At 39.9% G+C, this 13352-nt stretch carries 11 protein-coding genes; 6 read left to right on the top strand and 5 right to left on the bottom strand.

Annotation, left to right across the window (positions count from 1 at the left end; all coding sequences use genetic code 11):
* The first annotated feature begins 294 nt into the window (after positions 1-294).
* Entirely contained in the window at positions 295-1083 is a 789-nt protein-coding gene (locus MSBR3_RS15505; RefSeq protein WP_048109088.1) for a C15orf41 family protein, read from the top strand.
* A 169-nt stretch (positions 1084-1252) separates the two neighbouring features.
* On the opposite strand, the gene MSBR3_RS15500 is transcribed toward MSBR3_RS15505, so the two are convergent.
* From MSBR3_RS15500 to MSBR3_RS15490, 3 genes are all read right to left on the bottom strand, one after another.
* Complete coding sequence (locus MSBR3_RS15500) at positions 1253-4477, bottom strand: DNA double-strand break repair ATPase Rad50 (protein WP_048109087.1); 3225 nt, start codon at positions 4475-4477, stop codon at positions 1253-1255.
* Positions 4474-6846, bottom strand: coding sequence for a metallophosphoesterase (locus MSBR3_RS21795; protein WP_052723434.1), 2373 nt, complete (start codon positions 6844-6846; stop codon positions 4474-4476). The genes MSBR3_RS15500 and MSBR3_RS21795 overlap by 4 nt, the downstream gene beginning before the upstream one ends.
* 437 nt (positions 6847-7283) lie before the next feature.
* Positions 7284-7646: a hypothetical protein gene (locus MSBR3_RS15490; protein ID WP_048109086.1), complete on the bottom strand. Its 363-nt coding sequence runs from the start codon at positions 7644-7646 to the stop codon at positions 7284-7286.
* A 356-nt stretch (positions 7647-8002) separates the two neighbouring features.
* Here MSBR3_RS15490 and MSBR3_RS15485 point away from each other — a divergent pair, with 356 nt between their 5' ends.
* Positions 8003-8365, top strand: coding sequence for a nuclear transport factor 2 family protein (locus MSBR3_RS15485; RefSeq protein WP_048109085.1), 363 nt, complete (start codon positions 8003-8005; stop codon positions 8363-8365).
* 439 nt (positions 8366-8804) lie between these two features.
* On the top strand, positions 8805-10112 hold the full coding sequence (locus MSBR3_RS15480) for an IS4 family transposase (RefSeq protein ID WP_048107951.1): 1308 nt from the start codon (positions 8805-8807) through the stop codon (positions 10110-10112).
* 52 nt (positions 10113-10164) lie between these two features.
* On the opposite strand, the gene MSBR3_RS15475 is transcribed toward MSBR3_RS15480, so the two are convergent.
* Positions 10165-10404 (bottom strand): hypothetical protein, encoded by a 240-nt coding sequence (locus MSBR3_RS15475; protein WP_048109084.1) that lies wholly within the window; start codon positions 10402-10404, stop codon positions 10165-10167.
* Between the two features lie 1005 nt (positions 10405-11409).
* On the opposite strand from MSBR3_RS15475, the gene MSBR3_RS21175 reads away from it, so the two are divergent.
* The 3 genes from MSBR3_RS21175 to MSBR3_RS15465 all read left to right on the top strand — a co-directional run bounded on the left by MSBR3_RS21175 (position 11410) and on the right by MSBR3_RS15465 (position 12518).
* Complete coding sequence (locus MSBR3_RS21175) at positions 11410-11532, top strand: nuclear transport factor 2 family protein (protein ID WP_230627538.1); 123 nt, start codon at positions 11410-11412, stop codon at positions 11530-11532.
* Between the two features lie 11 nt (positions 11533-11543).
* A complete protein-coding gene (locus MSBR3_RS21170; RefSeq protein WP_230627536.1) occupies positions 11544-11774 on the top strand; it encodes a nuclear transport factor 2 family protein in 231 nt (76 codons plus the stop codon).
* Between the two features lie 117 nt (positions 11775-11891).
* Positions 11892-12518: a type 1 glutamine amidotransferase family protein gene (locus MSBR3_RS15465; protein ID WP_048109083.1), complete on the top strand. Its 627-nt coding sequence runs from the start codon at positions 11892-11894 to the stop codon at positions 12516-12518.
* Positions 12519-12829: 311 nt separating this feature from the next.
* Here MSBR3_RS15465 and MSBR3_RS15460 read toward each other — a convergent pair whose 3' ends face one another.
* Entirely contained in the window at positions 12830-13162 is a 333-nt protein-coding gene (locus MSBR3_RS15460; RefSeq protein WP_048109082.1) for a hypothetical protein, read from the bottom strand.
* Positions 13163-13352: the final 190 nt, after the last annotated feature.

The following is a 13352-nucleotide window of genomic DNA, read 5'->3' as shown; positions in this document are numbered from 1 at the left end:
AAAAGTAACTCAGGCATAGGCAGACGTTCCGGAAAGGGTCTCTTACTCTTGAAGGAAATATTATTTTCATTGTTCGGCATTCCTTAAGTTGACCTGCTTGACTCCTGTAAAGAGTCAATTGCTCCGGGTTTTAAGGTGTTGATAAATTATAAACCATAAACATAGAAGGATTTATGGATAATTAACTGTGCGTCTGAGAGGGAATTTTAATATCGTAAGATTCTCGTTTTCACTCTACTTAACTTTCATTTTGCATTCCCGGGAAGGAAACAAAAAAGGATACGATGATTCAGGATGGACCGCCAAACATACCAGATAATCTATAGTTCACTGCATGATTTTAAAGACGTTTTCCGCCTTTCGGAGGAATATTCCAAACCAGTAGGCGTGCTTGCAACGATCCTCAACCAGAAAGTCGTAAAAAAGACTCGGTTCAAACACAGGAAAATTTATTCCCGAGAGAATGAACTTTTTTTAAAATGGAAACAGGGACGTACGATTCTTGATCTTGCAGAGTACACAGGTTTTCCTCCTACCCTTATGGCATCGCTTATTATGAAGAATTGTCAAATTTCCAAGAAAAGTATAAACTGGTTTTTCAAAAATGTGGACTTAATTGAAAACCGTCGCCTTAGAAAGGAAGTCAAAAAAGCTCTAGAGGCCGATCATTTTTTTTCTCCTCACGCCCATGAAATGCAGTGTAAGAAAGGTGAGATGGGAGAAGCACTTATCCAGAAATGGCTTGATGATAGGGAAATTCAGTATTGTACCGAAGTAGAGATTCGAGCTAAGGGAGACGGTAAGACTCCTGATTTTGTCCTGGAAACTCCTGTATGCATAGACAATCTCATGGTCAACTGGATTGAAAGCAAAGCGCTTTTCGGAGACGACTTCGAACACGAACATTATTCAAAGAAACAGTTTAGAGAGTATGCAGAGATTTTCGGAGAGGGCATGGTTGTCTACTGGTATGGGCATCTCGAAGATATCCCTGCTGAAGGCTATCTTGTAAAAAACTATAGCTTTTTTGAAGAGTATGAAAAGGAAATTGACGAGCTATTTAATTACCTGGTATACTGGTAAACCGCAAGCCTTTTCAAAAAACTGCTTGCCCGCAAGCCTTTTAAAAAAAGGCTTGAGCGAAAACCCCAAGCAGTGTTTGGATTTGATTGAGAACCTTATCCCCAAACCCTATAGGCGTGATAAACCGGCGCAACGGTTTCGGGTCAACGGTTTCGGCTCAACGGTTGTATTAAAGCTTTGCAATAGATGACATATTGGTAATAGGGTCTTTTTCTACCTGGAAGACATGGTCTGCCGAATCTATAAGGGATTCGTCATGTGAGACCACAATAATCTGGCCTACGCCTATACCGCGCATCATGTCTATTAGTTTCAAAAGCTGGTTTATATGACCGCGGTCCAGAAAAACTGTGGGCTCGTCCAGGATCATGGGAGGAAGCCCGTCTGCCCTGTCTCCGCCGAAACCCATAGCAAGAAGCCTGTAGATTGCACAGCGCAGGACAAGGTTAAAGATTGCACGTTCTCCTCCGCTAAGGAGTTTGGGTTCAAGGGGAGTGCCGTCCTTTCTGTAAACCGTGAGATTATATTCCGGGTCAAGTTCGATATGGGAATAGGCATTGTTTGTGTACATGAAGCTGAACATTTCATTCAAAAGGGTAGAAAGGGCCCCTATATTTTTTGTCCGCATATCAGCCCGAACGCGCATATACATGCTCTCAAGTTCCTCGGCATTACTATATACGGCTTCAAGATACTGCTGCCTGTTTTCAAGAGCTTTGAGTTCGTCTTTCAGCTCATTGCGCCGGTTTAAGCTGTTCTCAACCATTCCTACTTCTTTTAAGAGCGCATCTTTAGCAGCCGTTATTTGCCGGGTTTTTTCAGTGAGGGTTGCCTGATACTCTACAAGCTGAGCACGCTTTGACTGAAGATCTTCGAACCTGCTTCCCTCCAGCTTTCCTTCAAGCTGCTTTATCCGTTCGTTTCTCTCAAGGATCTCCCGGTCAAAGAAGCTGACTTTTTCAGCAAGGTTTCTGATTGAAGCCTCAAGCTCTGAGATTTTATGCTTTATATTATCCATCTGGATCAGGTTTGCCCCGAGTTTCTTTGTCTTCAAGAGACGCTTTGCACTCTCGTTATGGGTTTCTTTTGCCAGGGCTTCCTTCTTCCTCAGGGTTTCAAGTTCAACTTCCAGAACTTTGAGTTTTTCTTTTTCCAGAGTCTCACGTTCGGCAAGTTCTTTTAATTTTTTACTGAGCTCCTCAAGCCTCTGCCCGTAATTTTCGATCAGCGCAAGGGAAGTCCTTATTTTTCCGTTAAGGCTCTCAATTTCCGAGGCGTTTCCAGCAAGTTTTTTCTCAAAAGCTTTTGCCTCTCGAAGCACTCTTTCACTCTCACCATGGGCTTTTTGAGCAGCAGCCTCCCAGCCCTGCAGAGCTTTAATATCAGGGAGGAGCTTTCCTATTTTAGCCTCAAGTTCCTCCTTTTGTTTATTAAGACCTTCGAGTTTTAGAGAGTCTTCCTCGGTTCGGGACCTATGGATAGCTATCCTTTCCTGGAAGTCCTTTGCCTTATTTTTGAGTCTTTCAATTTCCAGGTCGTAATCCAAAATTCGCTTCTCCAGTTTTTTTGCATCCTTGAGCCGATTAAGTTTTTTCTCGACTTCGGCCTGCTGGAGTTTTATATCGAGAAGTTCTGCTGCAAGCTTTTCTTTTTTCTGTTCGGATTCTCCGGTTGTGCATGCAATTTCAGAGCCTTTAAGATCCTGTCCGCATGTAGGGCATTTTCCTTCAGTAAGCAACTGCCGGTTTTTACGGATTACTTTATCAAGCTCCCTGATAGTAGCTTCAAGCTCCTTTTCCCGTCCGTGTAACCTGTTTTTATTTTCCAGCAGAAGTTCACTTAAATATTCCAGGTCCTCGAGTTGTTCTCCGGTAAAGCCAAGACCCTTTAACCCTGCAGAAGCTTCGGATTTTTGCTCCTGGACTCCCAGGATTGCCTCTTCATTTTCCCTGAGCTCTTCTTCAAGGATTTCTATCTCGGTTTTACTTTTTCGGACTGTGACTCTGTAATTTTGAAGTTCCTTATCAAGTGTGAGAAGATTTATATCTCCTGTCTCTTTTTCTTTAAAAGCAAGTGCAAGTTTCGTTGAGGCTTCGTTTTTTCGTTCACGCAGAAGGCTCTCTTTTTCTTCCAGCTCTTTTATGAATAAAGGAATCTCATAAGTATCCGTGAAGCCTGTAGTCACTTTTGCATCTTCTTTTAACTTTTTATTCTCATCCTCTATTCTCAGTATATTTTTCCTGTTTTCTTCGATTTTTCCGTTTGTAGTCCCAATATCCGTCCTACACTGCGTAAAAATCCGTTCAGTTTCAATCTTTTCGTTTTCAAGATTGCTTAGAGCCTGAGCATGAACCTCTTCTTCTCTGAGGAGGAGAGCAAGTTCTTTTGAGATCGCATTTACCTTTTCCCTGGCAAGAAACTCCTCTTTTTCCTGCTGCAAGCTTAGTGCCTCAATCTCAAGGTCTCCAAAGCCGCATTCTTCACGAATAAGATTATTTTCTTCTCCCAGTCCGAGCAGAGCCTGCCGTTGTTCATGGGCTTCTCCGACGAAAACTTCTTTTTCCCGGATACAGCCAGTCTTGTCTTCCTGAGATTTAGCCAGGGCCTGCTTAAGACCCTGGATTTCCTGGAGACGTTCTCTATGCTCTGTAATCAGCAGGTCGAGTTTTTCTTTCTGGACAGCTGCAGCCTCTTTATTCTCATTGAATTTTTTTAAGATTGAATTGCTGTCCTTTATCTTCTGCCTGAGCCCATTCAAAACAGTATGCGGTTCTGTACTTTCAATTCCTTCAATTTCAGCCGTTACTCCTGAAAGGCTGTTACTTGTATCTCTTTGAAGCCTTCTTACAGCCGTTTTTGCACTGCCCGCTCTTTCCCTGTATTCTTCTAGCTTTCCAAGTTGTAGAAGGCCGTCAATCATTCGCTGCCTGTCTTTTGGTTTTGCGTTAATGAGTACGTCAATTTCACCCTGCCTGATATAAGCGCAGTTTCTGTATGCCTCTTCGTCCATATTCAGAAGGGAACAGACCTCTTCGTAAGTCCGGGTAGCCTGATCGATAATACTTTCCCCATTGGCATAGAGCACGCATTTTGAGTTCGAAACGTTTTCACTTTTAGGGGAATACCTGAAAGCCTGTTCGATAAGATAATCCTGCCCTAAATGCTCAAAACCCAGGTTTATTTTTGCATTTTCAGCCCCCTTGAAGACCACATCCGCAAGCACAAAATCCTTTGAGAGGATTTTGCTCCCGAAAAGCCCCATAAAACAGGCCTCAAGCAGACTGGACTTCCCACTCCCGTTCACTCCGGAAATTACTGTAACTCCGTCTTCAAATGTAAAATCCAGTTTTTTATAACTCCGTATGTTTTCAATATACAGGTTTTTGAGCTTCACAGGTAATCACCAAGGTTATACTGTCGAGGTACAGCAGCCTTTCTCCTTCCTTTTTTCGGTCCTGTCTTCCCCGTTTTTTCGTTTAGCTCCGTAGCCCTGGAAGGTTCCTCTTCAGGTAACTTTTCGGCTTTGCCTGTTTTTTCCTTTTCAGGTTTGCCTTTAACCCTGGATTCAGACAGCTTTTTACTCTTCTTCTCAGGCTCATTTTCAGGATTACTTTCAAGTTCATTTTCAGGATTGCTTTCAGGTTTAATTTCAGGATTGCTTTCAGGTTTAATTTCAGATCTACTTTCAAGCTCTCTTTCAGTTTTACTTTCAGATTTAATTTCAGGCTTCTTTTCGGTTCGACCTCTAGATTTGGTTTCAGATTTTCTTTCGGCCTGACCTTCAGGTCTAACTTCAGGTTCGTTATTTTTGTCTTTCCTGAACTCGGTTTCTATTTCTTGAGTTTTCCCAGGATTCTCTGAAGTTTCCTGCAAGATATTCGATTTGAGCGGCACTATAGGTTTACTGGACAACTCTATTGATCTCGAATCCGACAGTTTCAGAAACTCCGAATTCGATGGTTCTTCAGAGCTTGAGCTTAGAGTCAGTTCGGAGTGATCCTGACTCACGGCTGAAATTTCAATACTCTTTGAGGTTTCAATGCTCTTTGATGTCTCAGTACTTTTTGAGGCTTCAATACTTTTTGACATCTCAGTACTCTTTGATATCTCAGTACTCTTTGACATCTCAGTACTTTTTTTATTATCCTTTTTTTCAGTATCATTAACTTGATCTGAAGTCCTCAGAACTCCTGAGAGTTCAGTAATTTCAAGCTTGCTGGTAATTGCTCCAACCGGTATTTTTTTTTCTGCAAATTCGTTTTCCTCTACAGCATCAGGTTTTATCTCTTCAAATTCCAGAAATCCTGTAGTGGTAGAACTTGCAATGCTGGCAGTGTAAACGGAATTGTCGGAACTGGCCGAATTTATAGGAATCTCTATCCTGAAATCAGGGCTTTTGAAATCCATAATTTTTGCTTCAATAAGTTTCGAAAGCCTGTTTTCGGTCTCTTCGTCAACCCTTGACCTTGAAATATCAGAACTCCTGACAATTTCATCAATAATCAACCCACCGTCGTTTAAGCTCATTTTTCGGATCTCGCTTGCAACGGCGTGGTCAGGATCAGAAAAGGTTACCTTTAAGACTTCTTCAGGGAAGGATTCTTTTGCCCTCCGGTCTATAACTTTCGGTACAAGAGCTCCTTTATTAAGCAGGTACTCCTCAAGCTCGCTCTGTGACAGGACTGCCCCCGAGTCCCCAAAAATCTCCAGAAATACTACGGATTCACGGATCTCTCCCAGATATTCGTCCACTTTAGAAAATATTTGTTCATATGGCTGATCTTCCCCTTTCAACTCTACTCGAATGGGAAGAAATCTCCGGGTTGGAATTGTTCGCTTGCTAATTTCAAGCCCTTTTTCGGAAAGCGTGATGATATTATAGGAACGGGCTTCTTTTTCGGACAGACTATTCCGTTCCGTACTGCCAGGGTAAGTAATCCAGGTCTCCCCTGTCTTATTTTTAATTATTGAATGTTCATGGTAGTCACCAAGAAGAATTGCATCAACCTTAAAAGGAAGATTTTCCAGCACTTCATCACAATCCCATTCCGCATACGGAAAAGGACTCATTATCTGGTGCATGACAAGCAGTTTCCAACGTTTTTCCACAGGAGAGGAAGGGATGGAAGAGGTGGACGAAGGAGAAGGGCTGGATAGATTAGAAGAAGTGGAAGGAGTTGATTGGGTGGTAGGAGTTGATTGGGTGGTAGGAGTTGATTGGGTGGTAGGAGTTGATTGGGTGGAAGGAGCTGAGGAAGTGGAAGGGGTTGAAGACGTGGAAGGATTTGAGAAAGTGGAATCAGTGGAAGAACTGGAAACAGCATGTGAGTCCGGTACCTCAAACCCTGAATAGTCGAAGATAGGGATTTTTGATTTCGGAACACTGTCGATCCCGTAAATGGCCGCATTTCCTACCATAAGCGGTTTTTTCCCGAGCCTTGCCGCAAGTCCCATCTCTTCAAAAAGGTCAAGCCACTGGGTATTTTGTTTGCTCTCATGGTTCCCGACAATTCCTAAAAAAGGTATGTCAGCCACCTTTAGCCTGGACAGGAGATTAATTGTCTCAAGGAGGTCTTCAAGGGTCGGGTTCCTCGAATCAAAAAGGTCTCCCGCATGCACTACGGCATCAACCTGCATCTCAACCGCATCGTTTACAACAAGTTCGAAAGCTGCAAAAAAATCGTTTCTCCGTGCCTCGCTGTGGTACTGCCTGTATCCCAGATGCGTGTCTGCAGTGTGGAGTATCCTTATTTCCCTGGCCATGGTTCTATCAGTCTCTAATTTTTACCCTATGAGGGTTTCTATATTAGTAATTAACTAATTTTTACAGAAGATAGATTTCCTCCAGATGGAAAGTTAACATCTTTCACGCCGAAATGCTGACTGACTGACATAAGCCTGACATAAGTTTCAAAAATAAACTTCCGGAGGTGCTTCTGGTGGTCGGCTGTCTGTGTATTAATATAAATTCAAGGAGACCGCAGTGATTATTATTTCAGGTTGTTTTTGTCCGGGGAAGGCGCACGGCTGAGGCCGGCGGGTTTTAATTATATAAAATCTGGTATCTCAATAGGTCCCACCCATTCAGGGAATTCTTTTTCAAAAAACGAAGGCATAAAAGAGAATGAATAAGAAAGAGTTATACCTTGCAAATTATTTTTTGTTCTACATAGTAAACACGAGCTTTTTGTGAAGTCGACTTATACACATCTTCTCGGATTTGCAACCTCTCTTTTAAGAATCTCCGTCCAATCCGGAGCCTGTACTCCTGGATATTCATACCCTAAAAGAAGCACCTCACTAACTTCTTCACCTTCAGCCGACATGGACCCTGTTACTTCATATGTTGGGAACGGGACAGGAAGTACTCCTTTTACGGTCTCATCAACTTCCAGTTTCGTAAGCCTGGTAACGTCCTCAGTAAAAAGCACTTCTTCTGCACTGCTCGCAGCCACAATAGGTATTGTGCGAATCGAGTGATATATGCACGATTCAACCACAGCAAATCCAAGTACGAGTTCTTTCCAGATCATAGGTTTATTCTGATCGGTTGTTTCTGCCATTGTTTATCCCCCAACTATAAACCTTTGGTTCCGTTCAGTTTTGTTCCGTTTAGTTCAGTTTCGTCCAATTTTGTTCAGTTTCGTTCGGTTTCGTTCGGTTTTACAGGTTTTGAGCTTATAGAAGGATATGACAGTAAGCGATAAGTTATTTTCTTTTAAGAAAATCAATGCCTGTAGTCTCTATTTTTCACATTTCCACAAGATGTCAAAATATCTCTAAAACCGTATCCAGAATAAAAATGAATCCGGAATATTTCTTTTTTCTGGAAACACAGCAAATCGGAACTCCCAAACAGATCGAGAAATTTAAATACTTTTAGAAATTCCGATCCTCTAGAAATATGGGAGCTGTTTAAATGATATCAGTACTTGAAGCACAGGAATTTGCCAGAGAATGGATTGAGGCCTGGAATTCTCATAACATTGATAGAATTCTCGAGCATTATAGTGAAGATTTCGAGATGACCACTCCTATGATAGTTCTTGTAATGAACGATCAAACAGGCACCCTCAAAGGTAAGAAAAATGTGAAACCATACTGGGAAAAAGCACTTGAAAAAGTCCCTGATCTTCGGTTTGAGTTGCTTGACGTATTTGTAAGTGTCAATAGCCTGGTAATTTATTATAAGGCCGTTTTCGGAAAACGTGCTGCAGAAATTTTGTTTTTTGGAGAAGATGGTAAGGTTAATAGAAGCATTGCTCATTATAACGAAATTTGATTTTTAAGGTTTCAACCTGAGTTCGTTTTACAGATCCATTTACTTGACCAGTTCTCTCTTCAGGTTTAAATCCATCTAATCCATTTTGTCACAGAAAATATCTCTTTCCTATAAGTCCATTAGATTCTGTATTCAAGTAAACAGATCTTGAGTTTACTCTTTTTGTTCCGGTATGAATTATCATCACCTGGTATATCACCGATGGAGTCATCTCACCGGGAAACCGTAGTGATGCTCACCGGATCAGAGATCGTATAGTTTCTTTCCAGTGCTATATCCAGCACCGTACCCGTCTCTAAATCCGTTAAAGTATCCGCCATCGTATCCGGAATCTGGCCCGTAATAGATCATTAGGAACATTAGCATGCGTCATCGGTTAAGCATTAAATTCCCTCTCTTGTACATGTTTTTATAATAATACCTAAATATCTCTGTATCTATGTCTCCTCGTCCCCTACCTACTCTTGAAGACTCTCTTCGGGAAATGTTTCCCGAAGAGTGGTTAAGGCAAACTGCCAAAGAAACTGGTCTTATAGTACGTGAACGTAAAATTGACCCTGTCATTATCTTTTGGGTTTTAACTCTCAGTTTTGGTGTACGCTTGCAGCGTACACTTGCCAGTTTAAAACGAGAATATGAAACTGAGTCACAAAAAACCATAAGTGATAGCAGCTGGTACTATCGTTTTACTCCAGAACTTGTTGAGTTTCTTCACCAATGTGTAATTCATGGCATGGAAGAACTTGCAAAAGAACCTGGTAGGAAACTTAGCAAGAAACTCGAAACCTTCCAAGATGTTGTCATTCAGGACAGCACAATTGTTCGTCTCCATTCCTCGTTAGCAGACAAGTTTCCGGCAGCAAGATCAAGAACAGTAGCTGCAGGAGTAAAAGTTGGAGTTATGGTAAGTGCAGTTGCTAATGGACCTAGAACCGTTGCTCTGTACTCTGAAAAAACAGCTGAGGTAAAGACATTAAAAATAGGTCCCTGGATCAAAGATCGTATTCTCCTTGTTGATCTTGGTTTCTACAAAACTCAAATGTTTGCAAGAGTTGAAGAAAATGGGGGATATTTTGTATCAAGAATTAGGAAGAATATGGACCCTATTCTTGTTTCTGTTGAAGAGGGACTTTCTAAGACAAAAAGCAAAGAGTTCGCTGGAAAACCTGTTAGTGAATGTATTAAGCAACTTTCTGGAAAAGATATTGACGCAGTTGTAAAAATAGCATTCAAAAGAAGAGCGTATAAAGGCAAGCAAAAACCGGATGAGATGAGTGTACGTCTTGTTGCGGTATATAATGATGAGGACGAAAAGCACCACATATATATCACAAACATTCAGAAAGATGTTTTGAATGCAAAAGACATTGCAAAATTATATGGGGCAAGATGGGATATAGAATTGCTGTTTAAGGAGATGAAAAGCAAATACGCTCTGGACGTTCTTGAAACAAAGAATGTGCAGGTGATTGAAGCTCTAATTTGGACAGCAATGTTGACACTAATTGTTAGCAGAAGAATTTATTCTCTTGTAAGAAACTCAACAGCTCATCCTGAAAAAATGGCTAGATATACGCAGTTACGTTGGAGTACAATATTTGCAGAGAATGCATCAGATTTGTTGACAGTAATTCTGAATAGATGTGGAATTCAGAGAACTTTTGAAACGATAATGAGTGTATATGAAAGTCAAGCATTGGATCCACATGTAAACAGAGAAAGGTTTAGAGATGAATGGTTTGAGTAAGAAATGAAGAGACTGAATCAAAAAAAGAGTGAGAGGAGAAGGAAATAATTCCTTAACCGATGACCAATGGGAACATTAGTGGACTTTTACCGGCTATGCCGTCTGTAAACCCGGCACTGTATCCTTTTGAGTATCCTTCCCAGTAGCCGCGAGTATAGCTGTCATTGCTTTTGTCTCCATATTTTACAGATGTAGCTGCACTTACGGACGAAGCCGTCAGCGAAGCTACAAAAAGGACTAATAGGAAAATGCTCAGTGTCTTTCTTATTCTTTCAGATATTTGTTTTCCCATTCTTTACCCCCAACTCTTTGTTTAATCAATCTGGATTTTGTGGTCATTTTACTATAATTCGTGTTATAAACCTTTGAATATTTATTGCGTCCACAGCAATTTTTTAAGCTGCATCGGTTAGATTAGCCCGACTTTGAGATTAATAAACCTTAATTTCTATTGCTGCTCAACTTATATGCATACAACTGGGAGATATATAAGGAGAATAGAAGAAATTCTCCTTATGCTTATTAATTATAGAAAAAAAGGACAATAAAGATCGAAATAAATCAAAAAAAGGAGAATTGATCGCTCAATATCACAAAAACGTTGTTGAGCCACGCTGTTGATCCGATGGTTCTGAAACTCTTTAATCCGCCGATATCAGTGAAAAAGAACTACAGGAAACAGTATATAGTAATAAGAAAATATATTACAAAAAACAGTATAATTTTAATTCATAATTGATAAAAATAAGGGGGGCAATAAGGTGATGATAGGTACCTCTGAAATAATATTTGCGCTCAGCATAATAATATCTGTTATATTCTTTATATTAATTTTGAAACTGCTTTTTAAATTAAAATGGAAATGAAAATTAAGTAGGGGGCTGTAAAATGATGGGGATCAATGAAATAATAATGATTGTGCTCAATGTAATAATACCTGTTATATTTGTGATAATTATTGTGAAATTACTCCGTAAGTTGAAATGGGATTAATTAAGAGTCTAGTAAAAATAAATTCGGAATAATAGTAGATTAATAATTACAGTCATTCAAGGAAAATCCAACTAAGTACCCGTAGCGAAATAACTTAGGCACGTTTTTATACTGTACCCAAATATTTTCGCAAACAAGCTCAACTATCTAGTTCAAACATAATTGTGTGTTGCATAGGTTATTTTGTTGTGGGCACTAAAATTCCTTTTTCCTGGAACCACAGCAAACTGGAATTCTCTAATAAATAATAAAAATTTTAATAACTTTGGAGTTCCGATTTATTAGAAGTATAAGAGCTATTTAAATGATATCACTAATTGAAGCACAGAAATTTGCCAGAGAATTGATTGAAGCCTGGAACTCTCATAATATTGACAGAATTCTTGACCATTATAGTGAAGACTTCGAGATGACCACCCCTATATGATAGTCCTAGTAATGAATGATCAAACAGGCACCCTTAAAGGTAAGAAAAATGTGAAACCATACTGGGAAAAAGCACTTGAAAAAGTCCCTGATCTTCGGTTTGAGCTGCTTGATGTGTTTGTAAGTGTCAATAGCCTGGTAATTTATTATAAGGCTGTTTTCGGAAAACGTGCTGCAGAAATTTTGTTTTTTGGAGAAGATGGTAAGGTTAATAAAAGCATTGCTCATTATAATGAAATCTAACTTTCAGGGTTTTGTAAAAATCCTTAATTTAATACAATTATCTTACAATTTTTTTTTTTACGTTATAAGACTAAGGATAAAACAGATGATTTTGATATTTTAACAGTGGGATCACGTATGAAAAGCACAGTATATCTTTACGTATTTGACACAATGGCTGACTGGGAAGTTGGTTATTTAAGCGCTGAAGTAAACTCGGGAAGATTCTATAGAAAAGAGGCTCAACCTTTAAAAATAGTTACAGTTGGCATAGATAATACTCCTGTAATTACAATGGGTGGTATAAAAGTAATACCTGATATCGGACATGAAGAACTTATTATTGAAGATGCGGCAGCCCTGATACTCCCTGGAGGAAATACATGGACAGAAGCAATTCACGACCCTATTTTAAAAAAGGCTGAAGAGTGTTTGCAGAAAGGTGTGATTGTTGGAGCAATTTGCGGCGCTACAATGGGACTTGCTGAAAAAGGGATGCTGAACAATAGATGGCACACCAGTAATGGTCCTGGGTTCCTTAAAATGACATGTCCGAATTATGAAGGGGAAATGTATTATAAACAAGAACCGGCTGTAACTGACGGAAATCTGATTACTGCTTCCGGAACAGCTTCGCTGGAATTTACTGTTCATGTGTTGAAGAAACTGGACGTATTCTCGCTGGAAACGTTAGATTCATGGTACAATTTTTATCTTACTCACGAATCGAAATATTTCTATGAGCTAATTAGTTCAATTCAATGAATTGCAAAACCTTAAATTAAAAAAAGAGAACAAATCGAGGTTAAAGGGCATGCGGATCATTGACAAATCTGGCAAAACAGCCCTTTAGCCTCTTTGACCAGAGATAGGCAATCGTAAGTAAATTACAGGCCCTCTAAAATCCGGTCATGTCTCCAAATTATTGAACAGGAATTCTAGCGTTAGTAATTCTTTTAAACTCCATTCTTGAGTTTTACTCTTTTTTGTTCGGTATGGATGTCAGCAGGCTTTATAACCGTTTTTTATAACCGTTAGAATTGTTTCACCGGAAAATCACACTGATACTTGTCGGATCAGATACCGCATAATTTCTTTCCAATATTTAATCCGGCACCGTACCCATCTCTAAGCCCGTTAAAGTATCCGCCATCGTATCCGGAATCTGGCCCGTAGTAGACCATGGGGAACATGAGCGAACTTCTACCGGTTATGCCATCTGTAAACCCCATGTTGTATCCTTTTAAATATCCTTCACAGTAGCCGCGAGTATAGCTGTCATTGCTATTTTCTATATATTTTACAGATTCAGCTGCGCTTACGGACGTACTTACTAGAGAAGTTGCAAAAAGGACTAACAGGAGAATGTTCAGTGTTTTTCTTATTCTTTCAGATATTTGTTTTCCCATTCTTTACCCCCTACTCTTCGTTTAGTCTGGATTTTGTATATCTACCATACTACTTGACGTTTTAAACCTTTGAATATGGCGTTTCACAGCAATTTTCAGCTACTTCGGTTAGATTAATCTGATCTTGCAACTAATAAACCTAAACTTTGATTGCTGCTTAACTTATATGCATATGCCTGGGAGATATATA

It is taken from the genome of Methanosarcina barkeri 3, from assembly GCF_000970305.1.
Classification (GTDB): Archaea; Halobacteriota; Methanosarcinia; order Methanosarcinales; family Methanosarcinaceae; genus Methanosarcina; species Methanosarcina barkeri_A.
The sequence above is the reverse complement of the archived record's forward strand: the minus strand, read 5'-3'. Positions and strand labels throughout refer to the sequence as shown.

Excerpts from the sequence above, each read along its gene's own strand:
- MSBR3_RS15505 (WP_048109088.1), top strand. The coding sequence starts at position 295 with ATGGACCGCCAAACATACCAGATAATCTATAGTTCACTGCATGATTTT.
- MSBR3_RS15490 (WP_048109086.1), bottom strand. The coding sequence starts at position 7,646 with ATGGCAGAAACAACCGATCAGAATAAACCTATGATCTGGAAAGAACTC.
- MSBR3_RS15460 (WP_048109082.1), bottom strand. The coding sequence starts at position 13,162 with ATGGGAAAACAAATATCTGAAAGAATAAGAAAAACACTGAACATTCTC.
- MSBR3_RS21170 (WP_230627536.1), top strand. The coding sequence starts at position 11,544 with ATGAATGATCAAACAGGCACCCTTAAAGGTAAGAAAAATGTGAAACCA.
- MSBR3_RS15485 (WP_048109085.1), top strand. The coding sequence starts at position 8,003 with ATGATATCAGTACTTGAAGCACAGGAATTTGCCAGAGAATGGATTGAG.
- MSBR3_RS21175 (WP_230627538.1), top strand. The coding sequence starts at position 11,410 with ATGATATCACTAATTGAAGCACAGAAATTTGCCAGAGAATTGATTGAA.
- MSBR3_RS15475 (WP_048109084.1), bottom strand. The coding sequence starts at position 10,404 with ATGGGAAAACAAATATCTGAAAGAATAAGAAAGACACTGAGCATTTTC.
- MSBR3_RS15480 (WP_048107951.1), top strand. The coding sequence starts at position 8,805 with ATGTCTCCTCGTCCCCTACCTACTCTTGAAGACTCTCTTCGGGAAATG.
- MSBR3_RS21795 (WP_052723434.1), bottom strand. The coding sequence starts at position 6,846 with ATGGCCAGGGAAATAAGGATACTCCACACTGCAGACACGCATCTGGGA.
- MSBR3_RS15465 (WP_048109083.1), top strand. The coding sequence starts at position 11,892 with ATGAAAAGCACAGTATATCTTTACGTATTTGACACAATGGCTGACTGG.